Below are 23,454 nucleotides of genomic sequence, written 5' to 3' on the forward strand. Positions count from 1 at the left end.
TACTTTTTGAAACACCACCATAAATTTAATTAAAAGCTTCAAAAATCTCAGTGATTTACTCGGAAATCAGAGCCTGTCTAGCCCGCGAAAATGGTAGTTTCCCTCCTACTTATTCTGTTACCGATAAGTACAGTACAACCGTACAATAATGCTAGTGATGCCCTAGGGGGCATGCTAATATGAATGAATTAACCGCTGTTAAAATAAACAATAGCGGCCTCTGCTTTTTGTTATACCTTCCCAGGTTCCAGGAGTGCTGTTGGAGATGAATGCTCCCCTACCTCAAGCCCCAATTAACTGGGTCGCTGTGTTTGCTCTGGTAGTTTTACCCATTGTAGCTGTTATCGCGATTCCGTTATATGCGTATCACCATGATTTTAGCCTTGCCGCTTGGATCAGTATGTTTGTTTTGCTCGGCGTTAGCAGCCTGGGGATTACAGCGGGCTATCATCGTCTTTGGGCACATCGTGCTTATGAAGCAACTTTACCTTTAAAAATCATTTTAATGATCATGGGTACCTTTGCGGTGCAGAACAGTATTCTGTACTGGGGTTCAGGTCACCGTACCCATCACCGTCATGTCGATGACGTGGAAAAAGACCCATATTCAATTAATAACGGCTTCTGGTATGCACACCTGGGCTGGATGCTGCGTGACTATCCTGCTGCAGAGCCAAACTATAAGAATGCACCAGACCTGCAAAACGACAAAGTCGTTATGTTCCAGCACAAATACTATGTGCCTCTAGTGATTGCAGTACATGCTGCGATTCTATTGCCAATTGGCTGGGCTGTAGGCGATGTTTGGGGTGTATTATTATTGGGTGGTCTGGTTCGTTTGATCCTGAGCCATCACGTGACCTTCTTCATCAACTCACTCTGCCATATGTGGGGTTCACGTCCTTATACGGATGAAAATACTGCACGTGATAACTTCTGGTTAGCGATTGCAACTTGGGGTGAGGGTTATCATAACTATCATCACATTTTCCAGTACGATTACCGTAATGGCGTGAAATGGTGGCAATATGACCCAACCAAATGGTTAATCTGGACTTGTTCTAAACTGTGCCTTGCGAAAAATTTACGGCGTATTCCAAGCTTTAATATTAAAAAAGCTGAACTGGCAATGAGGTTTAAATATGCCGAGCAGGATCTGGCGGTATATGGTCATAATGTCAATGAAGACATTATCAATGTGAAAAGTAAGATTGCTCAAGAATATGAAGCCTTTACTCAAACATTGAATGACTGGGCCAAACTTAAAGAACAGGAAATTCAGGTGAAAAAGGCTGCTGTGGCAGAAAAGATTCACCAGATGGATGACAAGCTTAAAGTTGAATTCCAACTGGTTGAACAGCGTCTTTCTCATCATCGTGAAACACTGAATCTGTTAGTGCGTAATTTGAAAAAAGCGCCTGTCTCTTAATAATATTTGAATTCTCAAAAAAGCTCCTGAAATCAGGGGCTTTTTTTTATTTCTGCCTGTCTTATCTATACTTCCCTTTTACAACAGTTTTAAACAGAGATCTTTGTTATATTGCTTTTATTGCCTAAATATTTTGACTGCTATGTATTTTAATTCTCGATATCAGACTCTCCCTCCTCGCCTTTACCATCATCAGCCTCCGCTACCTTTAAAAGGTGCTAAAGCAGGACATTTTAATGCTGCGCTTGCTGAGCATCTGCAATGGTCTGAGGAAGATAAAGCACAATGGGTCGAAATTTGTAGTGGTCAAAAAACCTTTGCCGAATTTGAACCTTTAGCCATGGTGTATGCCGGCCATCAGTTTGGACAATGGGCAGGACAACTGGGTGATGGGCGTGGTTTATTAATCGCTCAGATTCTGGATAAAGATCATCAGACCATTGACCTGCATTTAAAAGGTGCTGGTGCAACGCCTTATTCACGTATGGGAGATGGTCGTGCAGTCTTACGCTCGGTAATTCGGGAATATCTGGCCGGACACGCCTTAAATGCACTAGGTGTAGAATCCAGTAATGCTGTCGGCTTTACCTCTTCCGCTCAAGGCGTACAGCGTGAAAAACTGGAACCGGGCGCGATGCTATTACGGACGTCTGACTGTCATATCCGGTTTGGACATTTTGAATGGATCTATCAGTATCAGCCAGACTTGCTGCCTGTATTCACACAAAAATGTATGGAATGGCATTACCCACAATGTCTGCAAGCAGAACAGCCTATTCTGGCATTTGCTACTCAAGTCATTCAGCGTACTGCAGTCATGATCGCCAAATGGCAACTGGTTGGATTTGCACATGGTGTCATGAACACCGACAACCTGAATATTACTGGTTCAACGCTAGACTTTGGTCCCTATGGGTTTATGGAGCGTTTCCGTCCCAACTGGATTAATAACCACTCGGATTATCAGGGTCGTTATACTTATCAGCAGCAACCAAGCATTGGCCACTGGAACTTGTGGATGTGGCTGAATAACCTGATTCCATTATGTCCTGAAAACTATGATGAAGAACAATGGAAACAGGATCTGGCCCAATGTCTGGAACATTATGAACCGACCTTCCTGGAACATTATAAGCATGGCCTAAACCAGAAAATGGGCTTACCGAGTTTTCACAAAGACAGTTTTGACTGCGCTATGGCTTTTCTCAGAATCTTGCAAAGTGAGCAACTCGACTATACACAAAACTTTATTCGCCTGCAGAATCATGAATATGAAGCAATCAAGGATGAGTGTTTGGATCGCCGTCAGTTTGAAGCATTCCTGACTCAATATGAAGCGATCCGTGACCATCAGGATATTGAAGAATTAGATGCCGCCATGCAGCTCGTCAATCCACACTATATCGTGCGCAATCACATGGCACAGAAAGCAATTGAACTGGCTGAGCGGGATGACTTTTCCGAAGTCGATCGCCTGTTTAAATTATTGAGTCAGCCCTATTTAAAACAGCCAGATCTGGAACACCCTGAAGATCTAGGGCCATTACCGAGTGATGTACCTGAAGTCATGGTAAGTTGTTCATCTTAATTTATTCACAAGACGACCAAAAACTGTGGATAATTTAAGCATTATCCACAGTTTTATTTCAGCTTATTCACAACTTATGACCTTACATCAAATCTCAGCACAGATAGCGCTAAGTTTACCTGAAGTCACTGTGACTCAGTCTTTCGGTGAAGGTTGTGATGTATTCAAGGTGCTAGATAAAGTCTTTATGCTTCAGTTCTATCTTCAAGGCAAAGCTGTCATTAATTTAAAAGTAGTGCCTGATCATGGTGCTATGCTGAGAGATACTTATTCTTATATCCATGCGGGCTGGCATATGAATAAACGGCACTGGATTTCAGTGTATGAAGATAATGAACTGGATGAATCTCTGGTTGAGGACCTAGTACAGAATTCTTATGAATTAGTAATATCGAAATTAAAGAAAGTAGAAAAAGTACGAATTGAATTATTACGAACATTAGAAAAATAAGTGCAGATACCACCGATGACTAAGATCAAACCAATAACATTAAAGACAAAGCGTTTAATTCTTCGCTCCTACCACTGTGGTGATGAAATCAATTTATTTCAAAACTATTTTAGCGATCTAGCAGCATCAAAATATTTGCAAAGACATCCACATCGGAATCAAACTCAAACTCGACAAACTTTAGAAAACTGGGCGAGACAAAAGTGGGAAGACTCAGATCCTGAGTTTATGTGGATTATTGCAGATCATTTAACTCAGCAACCTATGGGTATTTTGATCTTTATACAAAGGCATGATATTGGAGAAATTCTCTTCGGGCTTGGAACTCCTTATCAAGGACAAGGTTTTATGTGTGAAGCGATGACTTCGGTAATCCAATTTCTAAAACAAAGCCAAAAACTGACGAAAATTGAAACCTTTTGCGCTACTGAACATTTAGCGTCAAGACAAGTATTAGAAAAAACAGGTTTTCATAAACAGCAACTGCTTCATGCTTGGACCATCTTTCCTTTATTGGGAAATGACCTTAAAGACTGTATTCAGTATATTCTGCCACTAAGATCAAAATAAACCTTAACTCATCTAAAAGCTTTAGATATTGCGACAATATGAAAAAAGCCCAATCATTTCTGGTCGGGCCTCTTCTGATTGGAGATTTTAGGCTTAAGCATTCCTTTTATTCAGAAACTTAAACACGCCAAACAACACCGCAATCCACACCGGCAACATCAACACTGACAACATAAAGCCTTGCGTCCACATGATGTATAAAATCATCAGCATAAAAGCTAAAACAAAATAGTTACTAAACGGCGCAAAGATCGCTGGGAATCTGGTTTGAATCCCCTTTCGTTTGATGGTTTGTCTAAATTTCAAATGAATCAAACTGATCATCATCCAGTTCAATACCGCAGCTGCTACCACAATATAAATCAGGTAACTCAACGCTTTTTCAGGCACAAAGTAATTCAGGATCACACAGCCAAAGATCAAAAATGCTGAGAACAATACCGCAGCCACAGGCACACCATGTTTATTTACGCTCTTAAATAATTGTGGTGCATTCCCTTGCTGAGCCAGCCCCATCAACATACGGCTATTGGCATACATGCCACTATTACAGACTGAAAGTGAAGCAGTTAAAATAATGAAATTCAGTAAATGTGCAGCCCATTCAATCCCCATCTGGCTGAAAATCATTACAAATGGACTATGATCTAAATCGCCTAAATTCAGCTGATTCCATGGTACAAGTGAAAGTAATACGGCAAGCGAGCAGATATAAAATAAAAATACCCGAATCACAGTTTGATTCACGGCACGTGGAATGTTCTTGTCAGGATTTTCGGTTTCTGCCGCTGCCATACTAATCAGCTCAATACCACCAAAAGCAAACATCATAAAGGCGAACATATAAAACAGCCCATCAAAGCCATTCGGAAAAAATCCACCATGAATCCATAAATTGCTGATCGAAGCGGTTGAAGTTGCATCAGCAGTGAGGAGTAAATATATGCCAAAGATAATCATTGCAATGATAGCTAAGACTTTAATCATCGATAGCCAGAATTCAGACTCACCATAAATTTTGACATTGGCCAGATTGGCAAGGGTTACCGCTAAAAAGAAAATGAGTACAGATACCCAAGCTGGAATATGTGGCCACCAGTAATTGATATATTTGCCAATGGCGGTCAGCTCTGTCATTGCGACCAGAATATATAAAATCCAGTAATTCCAGCCGGTTAAAAAGCCTAGAAATTTACCCCAGTATTTAAATGCAAAATAACTGAATGAACCAGCCACAGGCTCATGTACAATCATCTCGCCTAACTGGCGCATAATCAGGAATGCAATCAAACCACCAATCAAATAGCCCAGAATAATGGAAGGTCCTGCGGACTGAATAATCTGTGCAGACCCCAAGAATAATCCGGTTCCAATGGCCCCGCCCATAGCGATCAGCTGGATATGACGATTCTTCAAACGACGCTGTAGTTGCGGTGTTTCACTCTCCAAGACACGCTCTCATGATGAATAAAAAACCGAATTGTAGCGGGTATCCAACTGATCAACTAATACATAAATTTAAGTTATTAATTATTAAACTTTTATTTTTTCGTATCTATTAAGATGAAAAGAAATATAAATAATCGATTTCATAATAGATGCTAGTTAAAAGCTATTTTATATTTTAAAACTCCATACCTTGATAAATAGAAATGGCTCTTTTTTGATGAATTATTGCGTTACATTAAACGCCTCATGGTAGACCACTTCTCCATGTGGAATAGATCCATTAAATGCAATGACTTGAAAATATTCTGGTGGAACATCCTTGAGGTAAAGTTCTGAAAAAGCCTTAAACCCGAAACGACCATAATATTGAGGATCACCGAGCACTACACATCCTTCAGCACCCAAATTTTGCAAGCGATCTAAAACTGCCTGCATAAGTAGAGCTCCAATTCCCTGTCCTTGCTTTGCAGGTAATACCGAAATTGGGCCAAGACCGTACCAGCCAGTTTCACCTGAAGAGATACTAACAGGTGAAATAGCCACATGGCCTACCAGCTGATTATTTTCAAGTGCAACTAGAGAAATCGTTAACTGCCCATGCTTACGTAAAACATTGACAATAAATTGTTCAGTATGACTTGAATGGTCAGCATTTTGAAAAGCCGCTCGGGTCAATTCAGCAATGGCTGGAATATCTTCTAGCTGTTCATCCCGAATGATGATTTTCATTATTTTGGCTCTCTTATATTGATTATTTTCAGAAATAAAAAAAGCGAACAAATCAAGAAATCTATCCGCTTTTCTTTAACTAATTCGAATATTAGTCCTCAGGATATTCAAAACGATACCCTACACCATAAACAGCCTGAATCCATTCATGACGGTTTCCGGTTTCTGCCGCATCTGAAATTTTACGACGCAGGTTTTTGATATGACTATCAATCACACGGTCTGCCACGTCAAAACTGTCCGGATTGATATGATCTAGTAATTGTGCTCGTGAATACACTTGGCCGACATGCTCCAGGAACAGCTCCAGCAAACGGAATTCAGTCGGGGTCAAGTTCAAGGCTTTTTGCTGATACCAGATACGCTGTTGTGATTTATCCATACGGAATAAATCATTGCTTTCCGGCTCAGCTTTACGGCCTAAACGGCGTAATACGGCCTGTACACGGGCAACCAGTTCTTTTGGACTAAATGGCTTACAGATATAGTCATCCGCGCCCATATTCAGGCCCAGTACACGGTCAATTTCTTCAGTACGCGCAGTCACCATAATGATCGGCAAGTCTGACTGTTCACGCACTTTACGGCAAATGGTCAGACCATCCATACGCGGCACCATCAAGTCCAAGATCATCAGGCTCGGTTTACGCTGGGTAAAACTATTATATGCTTCTTGCCCATCATGAAACACGCTGACTTCAAAACCAGCAGCCTCTAGATAATCTCGCACCAACAGGGCAAGTTCGACTTCGTCTTCAACCAGCATGATATGTTTCATGAATATATTTTCCTTTATGGTTTCAATTGTTTAGGAAAACTTAGTTTGCATCGTAAACCACCTAATGGTGAATGTGCAAAGCTTAAGCTACCACCCATAGCCTGAGTAATTTTACAAGATAAGGCCAGACCTAAGCCTGTCCCACCGGTGGCACGAGTACGCGAATCATCGACACGATAGAAACGTTCACCAATGCGAGTCAGCTGCTCATCAGTCAGACCGAATGGACTGTCATCGACATATAAGGTCCATTCTTTCTCATTCTGTTCGGTATGAATGTGTACCTGGCCACCGGCTTCTGTATAACGAATACTGTTGCTGAGCAGGTTGGCTACGATCTGCTTGAAACGGTCCAGATCCAGATCAACTTCAGCACCTTCACCTTCAACAGTCACTTTCAGGTCAGCCTGTTCAAATTTAGGCTGAAAGTTCATTAATTCCTGCTGCACCACATCCCACGGATTAACAGTTGCATAATAAAACTGTAATTGCTGGGCATCCGCTTGTGCTAGAGCTGCCAGATCCTGAGTCAGTTTTTTCAGGCTGGTTACCTGTGCCAACATCGATGCAAAATGCTCTGGTGTCGGTTTACGGATTCCATCCTGCATCGCTTCAATCTGTGCCTGCAAGACTGCCAGCGGAGTTTTCAGCTCATGTGAAGTATCGGCCACCCATTGACGGCGTGAAGTTTCATGCTGATCCAGAATCACTGCCAGTTGATTCAGTTCATTAGACAGATCACCCAGCTCATCATTACGTTTCACTTTTACCTGATGCTGATAATTACCACGAGTCAATTCACGTGTTCCGTTCAACAAACGCTGAATCGGTTTTTTAAAATAAGTTGCCAGCAATAATGCAGCAATCAGACTGGCTAGAATACTTAAACCATAAACTAAAAATAGGTAACGTTTCTGATTACTAAAGAAATTAATACTTAAAGCATCATCTTGGTCTAAAACCGGTTTCAAACCCAAATAACCGACCACCTGATTTTCAACCATGATCGGACGATAGGAAATCTGCTCATCTGATGCTTCGCCTACTACAAAACGACGTTTGGCGTCATAGAGTGACAGGCGTGAACTCAGACCCAGACGGTCTGGCATCTGGATGAACTGCTTCTTGCCAGTAGGCTGCTGGACTGGCTGTTGACCGCCATTATTGTCTTTACGGTCAGTTCTAAACAGGTTCTGATTGGAGCTAAGTGGAAATCTTAAACCTTCAAAGGGCTGGAATTGTGATGGCAAGTTAGACGCCAGAATACGCAATTCTTCTTCATTGACTGAGCGCGGTGTCAGATTTGGCTCGACCATACTTGAAGGCGCTACAGTGGCTAAAGTTTGCTCCTGAAAGTAACGCTGCTGCAAGGCAATATCATACTGACGGCGCAACCACCAGCGCGATAAACGGTCATAATCATCCGGTGCAGCTTCACCTTCAATTTGCAGAATCTGCGCCTGAATGGCGTTACCCCAGTCTTCATATACCGTATAGACATCAGCCAGATTCTCGATCACATGATCCAGCTTCTGCATTTCTACATCCGCCACATAGCGGGTAAAGTTGCGCTGCATATTCAGATGCAATACGCCCAGACTCACCGTGGTAATTACCAGGGTGGTCAATAGAACAGTCAAAAACAGACGTAATGCAATCGGAATACGGCGAATCTTCAAAGTAAAAATCTCAGTTTTTCTTCTCTATATTCATTATTGTAGCGAACACAGACTTAAAAAACTCTCCATTGTTTCTTCATCTTTATTATTTAATCTTTACTCATCAAAAAGAATCAGCTCTTGAATGGGGTAAAAACATGAAAGCAATGACAAAAATCGCCTTAATCAGTGCCAGTGTTTTATCGATGGGTGCATTGACTGCCTGTCAATCTACGAGCAACGTGAATGAGCATAAAGATCATTCTCGCATGATGAAACATCATGAAGGTCAAAAACAGCATCGTCTCACTCCAGAGCAACGCGAACAGTTCAAAGCCGCTCGTGCAGAACGCATGCAATTGCATAAACAGATTCAACAGGCCTGTGACGGCAAAGCTGTAGGCAGTGCAGTCCAAATCAAGGCGGGTGATAAAACCATTGATGGTCAATGCAAAATTTCTTTCAAACCTGACCATAAAGGCATGAAAGCTCAACGTGGTGAATTCCGTGGCATGCGCGGTGAACACCGTCCGATGCGTGATGAATTCCGAGGTGATATGAACCGTGGAGAAGCATTAACGGATAGTCAACGTGCAGAAATGGTTAAACAGTATGATCAGCGTTTATCAGAACGTCAGGCTTTACAAACTGCGTTTGCCAACGCTTGTAAAGGTCAAACCCATGGCAAGGCAGTTCAAGTGAAAGCGGGTACTCAAACTATTGATGGTCAATGTATCGTGCACTTCCAGCCGAATGCACCCATCAAGATGACTAAAGCTGCATCTTGATCTTCCTCTACGATTCTTATTCCTTCAAATTCAGGCACCTTCGGGTGCCTTTTTTTATATCTGACTCCTCAGTCCTCTTTTGACCATTCATGTTCTGCTAATTCCTACAAAAGTCTTTGCAGTCAATATGTTTACTGTTCTGTGCAGATTAATCTTTGACTTTATAGTCACCAAGAAAGCCGCCTAAAAGCTTGTATGGCCGGGCAAGATGTTGCACGATTAGATTCATAGCAATACGTGTCACTGAAGGCACGTTTCAATTAATTTAGGATGATAACGCTGGTCTAAACCAGTATTGAGGAAACCGATATGCCACAATACAAAGCGCCCTTACGTGACATGCAATTCGTTCTACACGAATTATTAAATGCTGAAGAACATTACGCAAAACTTCCTGCGTTTCAAGAAAACGTAAGCCGTGAGTTGGTTGATCAGTACCTAGAAGCTGCAGCTGACTTCTGTGAAAATGAATTATCTCCTCTAAATCAAGTAGGCGACCGTGAAGGTTGTACCTGGAATGACGGCGTTGTAACAACACCGACTGGCTTTAAAGAAGCGTACCAAAAATACATCGAGCTAGGCTTCCCTTCTCTTTCTGCGGAAGAGCAATACGGCGGTCAAGGCTTACCAAATTCTTTAGGTATCACTATTTCTGAAATGGTGGGTACTGCGAACTGGGCTTGGGGTATGTACCCTGGTCTGTCTCATGGTGCAGTTCGTACTTTAGAACACCACGGTTCTCAAGAACAAAAAGACGCTTATCTGCCTAAACTGGTTTCAGGTGAATGGACAGGTACCATGTGTCTGACTGAATCTCATGCAGGTTCTGACCTCGGCATCATCCGTACTAAAGCTGAGCCACAAGCTGATGGTAGCTATGCAATCTCTGGCGAGAAAATCTTTATCTCTGCTGGTGAACATGACATGGCAGAGAACATCATCCACATCGTACTTGCTCGTTTGCCTGGCGCGCCTAAAGGTACTAAAGGTATTTCTCTGTTCATCGTACCAAAATTCAACCTGAATGCTGACGGTTCAATCGGCGAGCGTAATGGCGTACGTTGTGGTTCAATCGAACACAAAATGGGGATCCATGGTAACGCAACTTGTGTCATCAACTTCGATAACGCAAAAGGCTTCCTGATCGGTCCTGAAAACCGTGGTCTGAACTGCATGTTCACGTTCATGAACACTGCACGTATCGGTACTGCTGTACAAGGTCTGTCTGCATCTGAAGCGGCGTTCCAAGGCGCTTTAACTTATGCTAAAGACCGTCTGGCAATGCGCTCTCTTTCTGGTCCTAAGGCACCTGAAAAAGAAGCAGATCCAATTATCGTTCACCCAGCTGTACGTAACATGCTTTTAACTCAAAAAGCATTTGCTGAAGGTGGTCGTGCACTGGTTTACCTGTTGGCTCAATATGCTGATGTGGTTGAACAAGGTACTTCTGAAGAAGAACGCAAGTTCGCTGACAATATCCTGTCGCTATTAACTCCAATCGCAAAAGCATTCCTGACTGAAACTGGTTCAGAAGCTGCGAAACATGGTGTTCAAGTCTTCGGTGGTCACGGCTTTATCTCTGAGCACGGCATGGAACAAATCGTACGTGATACACGTATTGCCTGCCTGTACGAAGGTACCACTGAAATTCAAGCACTGGATCTGTTAGGCCGTAAAGTACTGGGTACTCAAGGTGCAATGTTGAAAGACTTCACCAAGATCATCCACAAATTTGCGGAAGCGAACAAAGACAATTCTGCAATGAAAGAATTTGTTGAACCGCTTGCGGCATTGAACAAAGAATGGGGCGACCTAACCATGCAGATTGGTATGCGTGCGATGCAAAACCCTGAAGAAGTGGGTGCAGCTGCAGTAGATTACCTGTACTTCTCTGGTTATGTAACACTGGCTTACCTGTGGGCTCGTATGGCACTGGTTGCTCAAGAGACTCTTGCTGCAGGTACCACTGATGCAGACTTCTACAATGCCAAATTGACGACTGCTCGTTTCTACTTCAAGAAAATCCTGCCACGTGTTCGTTCACACGTTGACGTGATTGCAACTGGTGTAGAACCGCTTATGTCTTTAGATGCTGAACATTTCGCATTCTAAGCTGATGCAGTTTTAAATGCATAATAAGAAAAAGGACGGTCATCTTCAGGCAGTCCTTTTTCTTTATAAAGAGTTACAGAATTAACCTTTAGTTGTCTAACATTCAGATTTTTAATGCTTTAGACTGAGCCAAAACAATCCAATTAAACAATAAAACAGGTGACATACTATGCCAATTTATAACGCGCCACTTGCTGACATGAAATTCATCCTGAATGATGTTTTCAATGCAGAACAGTTCTGGCAGGCGAATGAAAATCTTGCCCACTTGGATACTGCTACAGCAGAAGCCATTCTTGAAGAAATGGCAAAGTTTGCGCAAAACGTCATGCTTCCTCTGAACCGTACCGGCGATGAAGAAGGCGCAAAATATGAAAATGGCAATGTCACCACACCTGCTGGCTTTAAAGAAGCATTCAAACAATATGCTGAAGGCGGCTGGATCGGTCTGGGCGCCGATGCAGAATGGGGCGGCCAGGAAATGCCGAAAATGCTCACCGTACTTTCTGATGAAATGCTGTTTGCAACCAACCCATCTTTTATGCTCTACCCACTTCTTTCTGTGGGTGCAGGTATGGCTTTAAACAGCTATGCATCTCAAGAGCAAAAAGAAACCTATCTTCCTAAAATTTACTCTGGCGAATGGTCAGGCACCATGTGCTTAACTGAGCCACATGCCGGTACTGATCTGGGTATTATCAAAACCAAAGCTGAACGTAATGAAGATGGTACCTATAGCATTACCGGTACCAAAATCTTTATCACTGGTGGTGATCACGATCTTGCTGAAAATATCATTCACCTGGTACTGGCAAAAACACCTGATGCGCCTGCCGGCTCTCGTGGTATTTCCCTGTTCATCGTACCGAAGTTCCTGGTCAATGAAGACGGTTCAATTGGCGAACGTAACCCGGTAGGTCCAGGTTCAATCGAACACAAAATGGGGATCAAGGCATCTGCAACTTGCGTAATGAACTTTGACGGTGCCAAAGGTTATCTAGTTGGTAAAGAAAACGAAGGTCTGGCAGCCATGTTCGTGATGATGAACTACGAACGTCTGTCTATGGGCATCCAAGGTCTAGGCGCCTCAGAATTTGCTTATCAAAATGCTGCACAATACGCGACAGATCGTTTACAGGGTCGTAGTACACTTGGTGCTCAATCACCGGCTAAACCGGCAGACAGCATTTTAGTACATGGTGATGTACGTCGTATGTTGTTGAATGTTCGTGCGAATAACGAAGCATCTCGTGCTTTTGCGGTGTATGTCGGTCAGCAACTGGATATCACCAAGTTCTCGACTGATCCTGAAGCCGTGAAAAAAGCCAATGACCGTGTTGCGCTGTTGACACCAATTGCAAAAGCTTACCTGACGGATACTGCATTCCAGGCAACCCTAGATGCACAAATGGTCTTTGGTGGACATGGTTATATCCGTGAATGGGGTATGGAACAATGTATCCGTGACCTGCGTATCTCACAGATCTACGAAGGAACCAACGGCGTTCAGTCTCAAGATTTAATCGGCCGTAAAACCATTAAATGTGGCGGTGCGTACATCGGCGAATACATCGAAGAAATTCGCGACTTTGCGAACCAGTTGGATGCAGACCTGAACTTCATTAAAGATGCAACTTTAGATGCAGCTACTGAAGTCGAATCATTGACTCAGTTCGTACTTGAAGCTGCTGGCGAAAATGCAGAATTCCCGAATGCTGCAGCAGTCGATTACCTACATGCAGTAGGCCTATTGAGCTTCTCTTATATGTTTGCGCGCATTGCCAATGCAGCCAAAGACAAAGATGGCGATTTCTACCAAAACAAACTGGCACTGGCGCGTTACTTCACGCAACGCATCTTGCCTGAACTAGCACTGCGTATCACTAAAGTGAAAGCTGGTTGCGAAGTAGTGATGAATTTCTCTGAAGATTACTTCACGACTCAAGCTTAATCTTGATGTGAATCCATATAAAAAGCCCTGCATCTGCAGGGCTTTTTATACACTATACTTTTTCAATCAAGATCGTATCTGGTTGCGTCGTTATTTTAGGATGGAAATGCTTATTTACTATTTTAATTCCCCCTTGCGACTCTAGAGATTCACACAGTTCAAGTACCTTCTGCATCTCTTCAGCCTTGATCCCCGCGCCCAGGATTAATTTTTTTCCTGCTTCTAATTGACTAATTTTTGTTTGAATTTTGTCCAACATTTTTTTTCTCCTATTTATTCAATGTAGTTCTCATACAATATAACAAGTTAGTACAAAAAAGTGCAAAAGTTCAAATAATTTCACTTGTATTTTATTTTTCTCTTTTTGTGCATGATCTTTGCTAGTTCTTTCCTGTTCATATATTATTTCACATGAAAAATCTGGAGGAGAACATGAGTAAATCTGAGTCTAAAGTAAAAAGAATAGAAACTCTCCTCGACCGTTTTGGCAACCTTGCCGTTGAAAGTTTCCATTATCTTGCGCTGTTCATTATTGGCTGTATGGTGATCTGGTCCGCAGGTCATACCGTATTTGACATTTTAACCGTCAAACAGTTTGCCACCATTGACGATATTCTTTTGCTGTTTATCTATCTGGAACTTGGTGCCATGGTCGGCATCTATTTCAAGACCAATCATATGCCGGTTCGGTTCCTGATTTATATTGCAATTACTGCCCTGACCCGTTTACTGATTTCCGATATTCAACATACGCACAAAGCCAGCATGGATCAGGTCATTATTACCGGTTCGATTCTGATTCTGGCTTTTGCCATCCTAGTGGTTCGTTATGCATCCTGGACCTATCCATCCGTCATTCGCGACAAGCATAGCGAAAAGCCATTGCCAGAAGGTAAAACTCCACGACCTGAGGATGATGAGTTGGCATAGTCATAGAAAAGTCCCCCTTTGCAAAAGGTGAGAAGCACTGCTTCGCAAGAGGGTAATTAATCACCCCTCCTAACAAGAGAGGGAATTTCTTTTAACGATTATTCATCAATACATAACGTCCATTTTCATAAATCCAGTAACTTCCGCGTGGTGGTGCCGGTAATCCCAAACGCTGCCAGTCACTAATCACTGTATATCGCGAACTTTCAATGCGAGCCACATTTGGATCACCATTGACCCAGCTATAGCTATTAGAATTCTGGTAAATCGTGGTCGGTGCCTGATACTGGATATTGAACCCACTTTGGCTCTGGGCAGGAGGATAATATCCGCCATGGGATGGACGTTGCGGATAATAAGGCCGCTGCGAATGAGGGGGTTGTGGTGCATAATGAGGACGCGATGGAGGACGATGCTGGGGTTTAGAACGATCAACACCGGTATAGCCTACCCAGGCATTATCCGCCCAAGCGGGCACTGCAATACCAAACAGAAATGAAGCCAGCAGTGCACCTGAAGCTAATTTTTTCATAAGTGCGTCCTCCAAAGATTTCTGCCCATATTTTAACCAAAACCCATGCAGAAAATATGGATAAATCTCCTGCTGCTGCAAAGTTTTGTAATTGATTCCATGACTTTAATAGGCTTGCGTGATGAGCGCTGAAGTGCGTATGCTAATATCACTTTTTTAATGCTTTGAGTTGCATACTGTGTCTGATTTAAATTTCGATCGTTTATATGAATATTTTTGCAAGGTACCCAGTGTTCAAAAAGGACTGATTGATAGCTATGGCTCGGATGGGAAACAGGCCTGGTGGTTTAAATTTCAGATCAATGTCGATCATCCTTTAGCATGGCAAACTGTGCAGGAACTGGGTCATGTCCTGAACTATATTTCTAAAAATGAGCGCCTGCCGACTCAGTTTATTCCAGTTTCTCCACCGCCTTATATGAATGGTGTAGCCAAAGATTTCCTGTCTTGGGTGATCCAGTGCAATCACGCTGACTTTTCACCAGATGTAGTGTGCGACTGGCTAGAAGCACGTTTACCAAATCCGGTGGATGATGAATCTCAATGGAAAATCAAGACTGATATTTCTGAACTGGATGAGCTGACAGATAAAGAACTGGATCAACTGGTTCCGCCGAATCCAGAATCGAAAAGCTAATACTAGAAATCTCCCTAAATCCCTCTTTGATAAAGAGGGACTTTCCTCCCTTTTTAAAGGGAAGTCAGGAGGGATTTAAAATCAAAACGTCGACCAACCACTCCATTCCATAAAACGATAGAGCCAGTATTTCCAGAATGACTCTTCAGCATATTGAGCATAGTCCACGCTCATGGAACGGCCATTCAAATTAGACCAGGCCGTATTGAAATACTGCTGCGCATCGCTAAAGACTTCCGACTGAGGCTGACCCACCACACGCAAATTGGTTTCCAGATTATAATTTTTCAGATTACGTGCCGTGAAATTGGCGGAACCTAAAATCATTTCAGATTGCTGGGCACCGGATTTCATCAGAATTTTGTTGTGACATTGCTCGCCTTGAGTATTACACCAGCGTACCGGAATACCAGCTTTATGCAGTTCTGAAGCCACCTGCCGGTTAGGAATGCCATTTTTTTCACGACCAAATGCATCTTTATTTGGATCAAGTAAAACCCGAAGTTTTACACCGCGCTCATGCGCTGCAATCAACCCTTTCACAATCTTACGTTCTGACAGATAGAACATGGCCAGATCAATCTGCTCATCTGCTTTCGCCGTTTCAAGCAGCTTTAGAACTCCCTCATAAATGGCTTTTTCAGTCAATACCTGAACTTGAGGCTGGGTTTTTTCCGCTTCAAACTCACCTGCAATCACAGCCGGCATATTGGCTTGAGACATGATCCCGACCGCCTGTTCTGTCGCAAGAATATCAATCGCTGTTCTGCCCCAGACCAGTAGACCAATATTGGAGTGCCGTGAACTGCCATCATGTGGGTTCATTGAAGTGACCAGTGCTTTCCAGCCCTGATCTGTATCGACGACCAGTGTTTTACGATGATTGGCTTTGAAATTAAACAAGTCAAAATAACTTCGTAAGGTCACTTTTTCTGGACCAAATGGATTCGGCAACCAGCCTTTTTCCGGATTATTGCCAATCCCCTGACAGCACAGATACCAGAAACCTGACCAGCTTGGATTAGAAGCACGCAGCGGTGTCAGATTGGTTTCGATTACATCTACTCCCGCCTGACGCAGTTCACGATAATGCTGTGCTGTAATTCCACCGTAGACAGAATTAATCGGATCGGTAATAAATTTGATTTCCACTTCAGGCTGCATTAATCGCTTGTTAAGTAAGGCCTCTGTGAGCTGTTTGCTGAGTGCCTGATGTTCCTGTTTAGAGGCACCGGTTTGCTGATTAAACAGGAACATATCCAGCACGATCAGGGATTTTGCTTCCTCAACCATCTTCAGCATTTCATTAAAAATCTGATGATCCAGTTGTTGCTTGCCCTGTGCATCCAGATAAGTCTGATCGACCAGAAATTTCACCTGTGCATGGCGCAGCTTACCCGTGTAATTCAGCCCATCAGGTAACGGTTTATAAGTATGATAAATTGCTGAAGCCAGATAACTGGCCATCAGCACACCAATGATCAAGGCCGCATAACGGCGGTTTGACCAGTTCAGTTTATTGTGAATTCGTTGAAAGATACGCATAAGAAAAAACCTAACCCAATATGCTCAGGCTAGGTTTAATCTGATGATTTTTCAAGTCTATTTCAGTGACAGGACTTGGATTCAGTCAGTTATTTCAACTGAATCCTAGAAATCATATTGTACACCGACTGTGAAATTACGTCCGACTTGTGGAATATTCGACAGGAATGAACTATGTGAATAGACCTGATCATCGAGCAGATTATTGGCTTTAAAATAAACCCGATAGGCATTTTTACCGGCAATCGTATTGGCATAGCTTAGGCCGACATTGACCATGTTATAGCCTTGGGTTTCATCTTCATAACTGGCCGTTTTGTCCTGATTAAAGACATGATAATACTCTGCCATTCCTGACCAGCCATCGGCAAAGTCTGCTTCAACCTTGGTCCCTAAACGGCCTGCTGGAATACGTGGTGCATTTTCACCCTCAATTTTGCCGCGTACATAATCACCGAACACACCTAACTTGTATGTGTCATTTAATGCATAAGTAGCTTCTGCTTCAACCCCATAGAAACGGGCTTTATCTTGAGTATATTCTACTCCACGCAAATTTCCATTTCTGGCGGTTGTCGCACCGTAGATATAGTCATCAAACCAGTTATGGTAAATATGCGCATGATAATCCAGCTTATCACCTTCATATTCGAAACCTAGTTCCAGGTTATTCGAGCTTTCTTTTTCCAGATCAGGATTACCGACTTCATAGGTATTGGTGGCAAAATGCAGGCCATTGGCATACAACTCTTGCGCCAGTGGTAAACGTTGCTGATGTGAACCTACAATGGATAACTTATAGTTCGGGGCAAATTCCCAATTCGCCGCTGCTGAAGCAGAGATGCCTGTGCCTGAATAATTTTTCTGTTCAGATTCAACTTGTACTTTTTGATGATCGACACGTGCACCCAGTTCGACATGCACATCACCGAGTTGTTTATGCTCTAAGGCAAACAGACTGTATTTTTCAGTTTTGGTATCTGGCATGACCACGCTTGAACCATGGACATGATGTTCTTCATCATCCTCGTCACCATCTTCATGATGATCATGTTCTGTAGCAGCCAGATTGATTTTCTGCTGGCTATACTGGGTGCCAATTACGCCCTCCCAACCAGCAACCGGAACATGGACTAGTTCTAGACGGCCATCGTAGCCTTTGCTTTTGAAATTACTAATGACTTCATCTTCTTCCAGCTCATCATGCTCATAATCAGTAAAGCTGGCATGGGCACGTAACTTGTCAAAACCAGCAAAAGGCTGTTCCAGTTCAGTACGTACTTCATAACGTTCAGATTTCAGATCTACCCATGGTCCGCCATGCTCTTCATCATGCTCTGCGGTAGCACCCAGCTCTGGACAGCCATGGAAATGATCACCATGCAATACACAGCCATGATATTCATGACTATGCCCCGGCAAGCCATATTCATCCTGACGGTTGCTATAAGACAGGCCAACGAAACCACGATCATGAATCCATGATCCACCAATATTCACGGTCTGTCCTTCAGCAAAGGTATTACCTACACGACGCTCTTTGTGAAAATGTGAATGATCGCCATGAGGTTCTTCTACTACATAATCAGGCGCAATATAGTCATTGGCCTTATGTTTGGTACCTTCGACACGCAGCGCAAAATTTTCACCGACTGCAGCAGTCACGCCTGCACTTGCCAGTTTTTCATCACTACCCGAGTTGTAACGTAGTCCAACAGTCCCTTCCAGACCATCTTCCGGCATTTGGGTTGGGATTTTCTGGTCAGTGACATTGACCAGACCACCGACGGTTCCCGCGCTATAAAGCAAAGTTGATGGGCCACGAATCACTTCGACCTGTTTGGCCAGAATCGGATCAACCGTCACCGCATGGTCAGGAGATAAGGTCGATACATCAGCCGTTTCTGAAGCATGCTGCAAAACTTTGACACGTGGACCATCTTGTCCTCGAATTACCGGACGGCTCGCTCCGGTTCCATACTGATTTGAATACACCCCAAGTTCATCTGCCAGCGCATCACCAATAGTCGTTGCACGTTCAGACAAAGCTTTCTGATCCACCATCAGATCAGCAACTGCAAAATCTGCCGCAGTTTGTACCAATGGATGAGCTTGTACCTGAATGGTATCCATGGTTTGTACAGGAATAGAAGAAGATGGCTGTTCAGCAAATACTGTAGGCGCAACTACAGCAAAAATTGAGAGTGTTATTAGATTCTTAGAAAAGGACATGACCCAAGCTCAAATTCAGCAATTTCGAATAGTGTTATAATATAACATTTCATTTCTTTTGCAATCCTTTACGATAATCAATGAGATATTTTATTAGAATGTCGTTTGAATATTTTTTATTCCAGTAAAATCCTATTTTTATGCCCTTTACTTTATCTCATGCTGTACTCGCTCCGCCTATTTCATATTTAACTGGCAACCGGCTCCCTGTTGCTGCGTTGGCGATTGGTAGTATGGTCCCAGACCTGTACCGTCTTTTTACCCATAAAAATTCTAATATTACTCATTTATGGTCTTCGCTGATTCACCCTGATTTATGGATTGGTCTTATTTTTTGTGCGGTCTGGTATTTGATTTATCGCCCAGTGATTTATCGTTTCATTGGCATACAGCATGACTTAAATATTCATAACTTATTTTCAGCGTTCAGATTTATTTGCGCTATGTGTATTGCAGTGGTGATTGGGACAGCCACTCATATTATTTGGGATGGTCTGACCCATGCAGATTTTCGAACCTTTGCCTTTTATGACATTCTCAGCCAGCAGTATCAAATTTTAGGACGAACTTATCCACTACACCGGATTTTGCAGATTGGTACTTCTGCTCTTGCGCTACCTTTTATTCTGTGGATGAGTCTGCATTACTATAAAATTCATCGGCAATATCTAAGCGTCAGTCACAAGATCCTCATCTTTTGCTGGGGTCTATTCGGTCTATCTACGCTCACAGGTTTATTTTCGACATGGGACTATATGCGCTACATTTCGGATGATGCTTGGCGTTCTAATTTGTATTATTTTACCGGCCGCTCTATCAATGAATTTAGCCAGGGCTTTTTAATTACTTTTAGTTTGGGCTGTCTGCTATTTTTATTTCTGGATCGTGATCGGCGTATGGGCTAGGAAAATCTCCCACTTCCTGCTTATTCACTTTAAAATAATACTGTTTTTACCTCAAGTTCTTGTGACAACATGTCCAAAGAGGCATAATCCTACCTTTGCTAAAGGCGGTACGCTGTTTACGTATACGCTTCCTTAACCCATATAGTTGGATTTTTAACGCTATGATGCGAACTCATTACTGCGGTTCTTTAACCGAAGCTCAAATTGACCAGACCGTAACATTATGCGGTTGGGTACACCGTCGCCGTGACCACGGTGGTGTCATCTTCCTTGACATGCGTGACCGTGACGGTCTTGTTCAAGTGGTTATCGACCCAGATACACCTGAAGCGTTTGCAACAGCAGACAAAGCACGTTCTGAATACGTATTAAAAATTACAGGCCGTGTACGTCGCCGTTATGCGGGTACTGAAAATGCCAACATGGTGAGTGGTCAAATCGAAGTATTGGGTAAAGAAATCGAAGTTCTTGCTCAGTCTGAAACTCCTCCGTTCCCATTAAATGACGAAAACACAAGCATTTCTGAAGAAATTCGTTTGAAATATCGTTTCTTGGACATCCGTCGTCCTGAAATGATCGATCGGTTACGTTTCCGTTCTAAAGTGACCAACCTGATTCGTAACTATTTAGACGATCACGGTTTCCTGGACGTTGAAACTCCGATCTTGACTCGTGCGACTCCTGAAGGTGCGCGTGACTACTTAGTTCCAAGCCGTGTATCTAATGGTAGCTTCTATGCTCTTCCACAATCACCACAGCTGTTCAAACAGTTGTTGATGGTAGGTGGTGTAGATCGTTACTACCAGATCGCTAAATGTTTCCGTGATGAAGACTTACGTGCGGATCGTCAACCTGAATTCACTCAAATCGACATCGAAACATCGTTTATGAGCGATGACGATATTATGGATTTGATGGAAGGCATGACTGTTAAGATGTTCGACGAACTTCTTGGCATCAAATTCGACAAATTCCAACGCATGCCTTATTCAGAAGCAATGCGTGACTACGCTTCTGACAAACCAGACTTACGTATTCCTTTGAAACTTGTTGACGTTGCAGACTTGATGCAAGACGTCGAGTTCAAAGTATTCGCAGGTCCTGCGAAAGATCCTAAAGGCCGTATTGTTGCGCTTCGCGTACCAGGTGCGGGCTCACTGCCACGTAGTGCAATCGACGAATATACTAAATTCGTTGGTATCTACGGTGCGAAAGGTCTGGCTTACATCAAAGTTAATGAACTTGAAAAAGGTATCGAAGGTCTTCAATCACCTATCGTTAAATTCATCGAGCCTATCGTGCTGGATCTATTGAAACGTGTTGGTGCTGAAAATGGCGACATCGTATTCTTCGGTGCAGACAAAGCCAAAGTTGTAAATGATGCAATGGGCGCACTTCGTGTGAAAATTGGTCATGACATGAACCTTGCAACTTGCGAATGGGCTCCGCTTTGGGTAGTTGACTTCCCGATGTTCGAAGAAACTGATGATGGCAAATGGACTTCTGTTCATCATCCGTTCACGCTTCCTAAATCAAGCGTTGAAGATGTGAAGAATAATCCAGGTGAGGCATTGTCTGTTGCTTATGACATGGTATTGAACGGTACTGAAATCGGTGGTGGTTCACTGCGTATTTATACTTTGGAAATGCAAAAGGCGATCTTTGAAGCGCTGGGTATTTCTGAAGAAGAAGCAGAAGAGAAATTCAGCTTCTTGTTAAATGCATTGAAATTCGGTGCGCCTCCTCACGGTGGTTTAGCATTCGGTCTGGATCGTCTGGTGATGTTGATGACTGGTGCATCTTCAATCCGTGACGTGATTGCATTCCCGAAAACCAAAACTGCTGAATGTCCATTGACTCAAGCACCTGCACCAGTTGAATCAACTCAACTGCGTGATTTGGGTATTCGCTTACGTGAAAAACCAAAAGCAGAAGAAGCTAAATAATCTTTAGCAACTGATGTTAAAAAGCCCTGCTCTTGCAGGGTTTTTTTATTGCATTGAGAAGCCTGCATGACAATGGCATAATAGCTTCAGTTTCTATTTTTAGGTAATTTGGCAATGGCGATGCGTCCTGCTGTTCGTAACCGTGGCATCATGCTGATCGTGTTTTCAGTCATACAATGGCTGTTCATGCGCTATATCCTTGCAAACAACCTGTTTAACCTGGACACCAATGACCGTATTGTGTACTTCTGCCTGAGCAGTATTTTAGGGGCACTTGTCATTTTTGTAGGCCTGATTTATATGGTGCTTAAAGGCAATCCTGATCAAGAATCTTAATCAGGCAAGCTGCATATTATGTACGCATTACTCAAGAATTTCTCCAAACTCCCGTTAAGATTCATTCAAAATTTGGCGAAAAGTGTTGGATCACTTCTCTATATCACGAATTCATCGATTCGCCGTACTACAGAAATTAATTTAGGAATTGCCTATCCTGAACTGTCAGCATTGGAGCGCACACGACTGGCAAAACAAAGTGTTCAAAGCCAATGCATGACCTATGCCGAGTCAGTTAAAATTTGGGGTTCTGAACCTGAGTTTGCATTAAAACAAATCCGGAATATTCATCATCCAGAAATTTTTACTGATGCACTAAAAAATCCGAATGGAACTTTGGCAGTCGTTCCTCATTTTGGTACTTGGGAGTTACTTAATGCCTGGGTGAATCAACACACCAGTCCAGTTATCATGTATAAACCGAGCAAAAATCCTGATGTCGATCGGTTTATGCTCGAAGCACGGCAACGTTTAAATGCTACCCTTGTCCCTACTGATGAAACGGGAGTACGGGCTTTATTCAAGCATCTAAAACAAGGTGGATTTGCTGCCATTCTGCCTGACCATGTGCCCAAAGAAAGTGGTGGTATTTACTCACCTTTTTATGGACAGAATGCTCTATCTTCTACCCTACTCTCTAAGTTAGCTGCAAAAACTCAATGCTCTGTGATTGGCTTGAGTTGTTTACGTCATGATGATCTAAACGGCTTTGATATTCATGTAACTGAATTATCAACAGATATTCGCTCTAAAGACTTACAGCTTTCTGTAGACACCTTAAACAAGGAAATGGAGCGCATGATTAATGTCGCTCCAGAACAGTATTTGTGGGGTTATAAAAGGTTTAGAAAGATTAAGAAAAACAATAATATTTATGCTGAAATTTAA

At 42.7% G+C, this 23,454-nt stretch carries 21 protein-coding genes; 13 read left to right on the top strand and 8 right to left on the bottom strand.

Annotated features, from left to right (window positions below; all coding sequences use genetic code 11):
* Positions 1-265: 265 nt before the first annotated feature.
* From B3143_RS14020 to B3143_RS14035, 4 genes are all read left to right on the top strand, one after another.
* Positions 266-1,429 (top strand): acyl-CoA desaturase, encoded by a 1,164-nt coding sequence (locus tag B3143_RS14020; RefSeq protein ID WP_286740930.1) that lies wholly within the window; start codon positions 266-268, stop codon positions 1,427-1,429.
* Between the two features lie 142 nt (positions 1,430-1,571).
* Entirely contained in the window at positions 1,572-3,017 is a 1,446-nt protein-coding gene (locus tag B3143_RS14025; RefSeq protein WP_286740931.1) for a protein adenylyltransferase SelO, read from the top strand.
* A 76-nt stretch (positions 3,018-3,093) separates the two neighbouring features.
* Positions 3,094-3,468, top strand: coding sequence for an MmcQ/YjbR family DNA-binding protein (locus B3143_RS14030; RefSeq protein ID WP_286740932.1), 375 nt, complete (start codon positions 3,094-3,096; stop codon positions 3,466-3,468).
* A gap of 15 nt (positions 3,469-3,483) precedes the next feature.
* Positions 3,484-4,038, top strand: coding sequence for a GNAT family N-acetyltransferase (locus B3143_RS14035; protein WP_286740933.1), 555 nt, complete (start codon positions 3,484-3,486; stop codon positions 4,036-4,038).
* A 93-nt stretch (positions 4,039-4,131) separates the two neighbouring features.
* Here the strand turns inward: B3143_RS14035 and B3143_RS14040 are convergent, their stop codons facing one another.
* The 4 genes from B3143_RS14040 to baeS form a co-directional block, all read right to left on the bottom strand.
* Positions 4,132-5,487, bottom strand: coding sequence for an amino acid permease (locus tag B3143_RS14040; RefSeq protein ID WP_286740935.1), 1,356 nt, complete (start codon positions 5,485-5,487; stop codon positions 4,132-4,134).
* A gap of 222 nt (positions 5,488-5,709) precedes the next feature.
* On the bottom strand, positions 5,710-6,216 hold the full coding sequence (locus B3143_RS14045) for a GNAT family N-acetyltransferase (RefSeq protein WP_286740936.1): 507 nt from the start codon (positions 6,214-6,216) through the stop codon (positions 5,710-5,712).
* Positions 6,217-6,307: 91 nt separating this feature from the next.
* Complete coding sequence (locus tag B3143_RS14050) at positions 6,308-6,994, bottom strand: response regulator (protein ID WP_286740938.1); 687 nt, start codon at positions 6,992-6,994, stop codon at positions 6,308-6,310.
* Between the two features lie 14 nt (positions 6,995-7,008).
* The gene (baeS, locus tag B3143_RS14055; protein ID WP_286740939.1) at positions 7,009-8,673 is read right to left on the bottom strand and encodes a sensor histidine kinase efflux regulator BaeS; all 1,665 of its coding nucleotides are present in this window, start codon (positions 8,671-8,673) and stop codon (positions 7,009-7,011) included.
* 137 nt (positions 8,674-8,810) lie between these two features.
* Between baeS and B3143_RS14060 the strand changes: the two genes are divergently transcribed.
* The 3 genes from B3143_RS14060 (at position 8,811) to B3143_RS14070 (ending at position 13,503) form a co-directional block, all read left to right on the top strand.
* Positions 8,811-9,440 (top strand): hypothetical protein, encoded by a 630-nt coding sequence (locus B3143_RS14060; RefSeq protein WP_286740940.1) that lies wholly within the window; start codon positions 8,811-8,813, stop codon positions 9,438-9,440.
* A gap of 309 nt (positions 9,441-9,749) precedes the next feature.
* A complete protein-coding gene (locus tag B3143_RS14065; protein WP_034169926.1) occupies positions 9,750-11,552 on the top strand; it encodes an acyl-CoA dehydrogenase C-terminal domain-containing protein in 1,803 nt (600 codons plus the stop codon).
* A gap of 169 nt (positions 11,553-11,721) precedes the next feature.
* On the top strand, positions 11,722-13,503 hold the full coding sequence (locus tag B3143_RS14070) for an acyl-CoA dehydrogenase C-terminal domain-containing protein (RefSeq protein ID WP_286740942.1): 1,782 nt from the start codon (positions 11,722-11,724) through the stop codon (positions 13,501-13,503).
* 52 nt (positions 13,504-13,555) lie between these two features.
* On the opposite strand, the gene B3143_RS14075 is transcribed toward B3143_RS14070, so the two are convergent.
* Complete coding sequence (locus B3143_RS14075) at positions 13,556-13,762, bottom strand: hypothetical protein (RefSeq protein WP_286740944.1); 207 nt, start codon at positions 13,760-13,762, stop codon at positions 13,556-13,558.
* Between the two features lie 173 nt (positions 13,763-13,935).
* On the opposite strand from B3143_RS14075, the gene B3143_RS14080 reads away from it, so the two are divergent.
* On the top strand, positions 13,936-14,433 hold the full coding sequence (locus B3143_RS14080) for a phosphate-starvation-inducible protein PsiE (protein WP_005232065.1): 498 nt from the start codon (positions 13,936-13,938) through the stop codon (positions 14,431-14,433).
* Positions 14,434-14,524: 91 nt separating this feature from the next.
* Here the strand turns inward: B3143_RS14080 and B3143_RS14085 are convergent, their stop codons facing one another.
* Positions 14,525-14,965, bottom strand: a complete 441-nt coding sequence (locus B3143_RS14085) for an RcnB family protein (protein WP_005232066.1) — start codon at positions 14,963-14,965, stop codon at positions 14,525-14,527.
* Between the two features lie 178 nt (positions 14,966-15,143).
* On the opposite strand from B3143_RS14085, the gene B3143_RS14090 reads away from it, so the two are divergent.
* Positions 15,144-15,602, top strand: coding sequence for a hypothetical protein (locus B3143_RS14090; protein WP_286740947.1), 459 nt, complete (start codon positions 15,144-15,146; stop codon positions 15,600-15,602).
* An 81-nt stretch (positions 15,603-15,683) separates the two neighbouring features.
* Here B3143_RS14090 and B3143_RS14095 read toward each other — a convergent pair whose 3' ends face one another.
* Positions 15,684-17,147, bottom strand: a complete 1,464-nt coding sequence (locus B3143_RS14095) for a phospholipase D family protein (protein WP_286740949.1) — start codon at positions 17,145-17,147, stop codon at positions 15,684-15,686.
* Between the two features lie 105 nt (positions 17,148-17,252).
* Positions 17,253-19,379 (bottom strand): zinc piracy TonB-dependent receptor ZnuD, encoded by a 2,127-nt coding sequence (gene znuD / locus B3143_RS14100; protein ID WP_286740950.1) that lies wholly within the window; start codon positions 19,377-19,379, stop codon positions 17,253-17,255.
* A gap of 140 nt (positions 19,380-19,519) precedes the next feature.
* Between znuD and B3143_RS14105 the strand changes: the two genes are divergently transcribed.
* From B3143_RS14105 to B3143_RS14120, 4 genes are all read left to right on the top strand, one after another.
* A complete protein-coding gene (locus B3143_RS14105) occupies positions 19,520-20,284 on the top strand; it encodes a DUF4184 family protein (protein WP_286740951.1) in 765 nt (254 codons plus the stop codon).
* 161 nt (positions 20,285-20,445) lie between these two features.
* Complete coding sequence (gene aspS / locus B3143_RS14110) at positions 20,446-22,230, top strand: aspartate--tRNA ligase (RefSeq protein ID WP_286740952.1); 1,785 nt, start codon at positions 20,446-20,448, stop codon at positions 22,228-22,230.
* Between the two features lie 114 nt (positions 22,231-22,344).
* Positions 22,345-22,566 (top strand): hypothetical protein, encoded by a 222-nt coding sequence (locus B3143_RS14115; RefSeq protein WP_286740953.1) that lies wholly within the window; start codon positions 22,345-22,347, stop codon positions 22,564-22,566.
* Positions 22,567-22,584: 18 nt separating this feature from the next.
* Entirely contained in the window at positions 22,585-23,454 is an 870-nt protein-coding gene (locus B3143_RS14120; RefSeq protein ID WP_286740955.1) for a lysophospholipid acyltransferase family protein, read from the top strand.

The sequence above is a fragment of the Acinetobacter sp. UBA1496 genome, assembly GCF_002324975.1.
GTDB lineage: Bacteria > Pseudomonadota > Gammaproteobacteria > Pseudomonadales > Moraxellaceae > Acinetobacter > Acinetobacter variabilis.

Bases quoted from the DNA above. Each gene is read 5' to 3' on its own strand.
- B3143_RS14020 (WP_286740930.1), top strand. From the start codon at position 266: ATGAATGCTCCCCTACCTCAAGCCCCAATTAACTGGGTCGCTGTGTTT.
- B3143_RS14025 (WP_286740931.1), top strand. From the start codon at position 1,572: ATGTATTTTAATTCTCGATATCAGACTCTCCCTCCTCGCCTTTACCAT.
- B3143_RS14030 (WP_286740932.1), top strand. From the start codon at position 3,094: ATGACCTTACATCAAATCTCAGCACAGATAGCGCTAAGTTTACCTGAA.
- B3143_RS14035 (WP_286740933.1), top strand. From the start codon at position 3,484: ATGACTAAGATCAAACCAATAACATTAAAGACAAAGCGTTTAATTCTT.
- B3143_RS14045 (WP_286740936.1), bottom strand. From the start codon at position 6,216: ATGAAAATCATCATTCGGGATGAACAGCTAGAAGATATTCCAGCCATT.
- B3143_RS14050 (WP_286740938.1), bottom strand. From the start codon at position 6,994: ATGAAACATATCATGCTGGTTGAAGACGAAGTCGAACTTGCCCTGTTG.
- B3143_RS14060 (WP_286740940.1), top strand. From the start codon at position 8,811: ATGAAAGCAATGACAAAAATCGCCTTAATCAGTGCCAGTGTTTTATCG.
- B3143_RS14065 (WP_034169926.1), top strand. From the start codon at position 9,750: ATGCCACAATACAAAGCGCCCTTACGTGACATGCAATTCGTTCTACAC.
- B3143_RS14070 (WP_286740942.1), top strand. From the start codon at position 11,722: ATGCCAATTTATAACGCGCCACTTGCTGACATGAAATTCATCCTGAAT.
- B3143_RS14075 (WP_286740944.1), bottom strand. From the start codon at position 13,762: ATGTTGGACAAAATTCAAACAAAAATTAGTCAATTAGAAGCAGGAAAA.
- B3143_RS14080 (WP_005232065.1), top strand. From the start codon at position 13,936: ATGAGTAAATCTGAGTCTAAAGTAAAAAGAATAGAAACTCTCCTCGAC.
- B3143_RS14085 (WP_005232066.1), bottom strand. From the start codon at position 14,965: ATGAAAAAATTAGCTTCAGGTGCACTGCTGGCTTCATTTCTGTTTGGT.
- B3143_RS14095 (WP_286740949.1), bottom strand. From the start codon at position 17,147: ATGCGTATCTTTCAACGAATTCACAATAAACTGAACTGGTCAAACCGC.
- znuD (WP_286740950.1), bottom strand. From the start codon at position 19,379: ATGTCCTTTTCTAAGAATCTAATAACACTCTCAATTTTTGCTGTAGTT.
- B3143_RS14105 (WP_286740951.1), top strand. From the start codon at position 19,520: ATGCCCTTTACTTTATCTCATGCTGTACTCGCTCCGCCTATTTCATAT.
- aspS (WP_286740952.1), top strand. From the start codon at position 20,446: ATGATGCGAACTCATTACTGCGGTTCTTTAACCGAAGCTCAAATTGAC.
- B3143_RS14115 (WP_286740953.1), top strand. From the start codon at position 22,345: ATGGCGATGCGTCCTGCTGTTCGTAACCGTGGCATCATGCTGATCGTG.
- B3143_RS14120 (WP_286740955.1), top strand. From the start codon at position 22,585: ATGTACGCATTACTCAAGAATTTCTCCAAACTCCCGTTAAGATTCATT.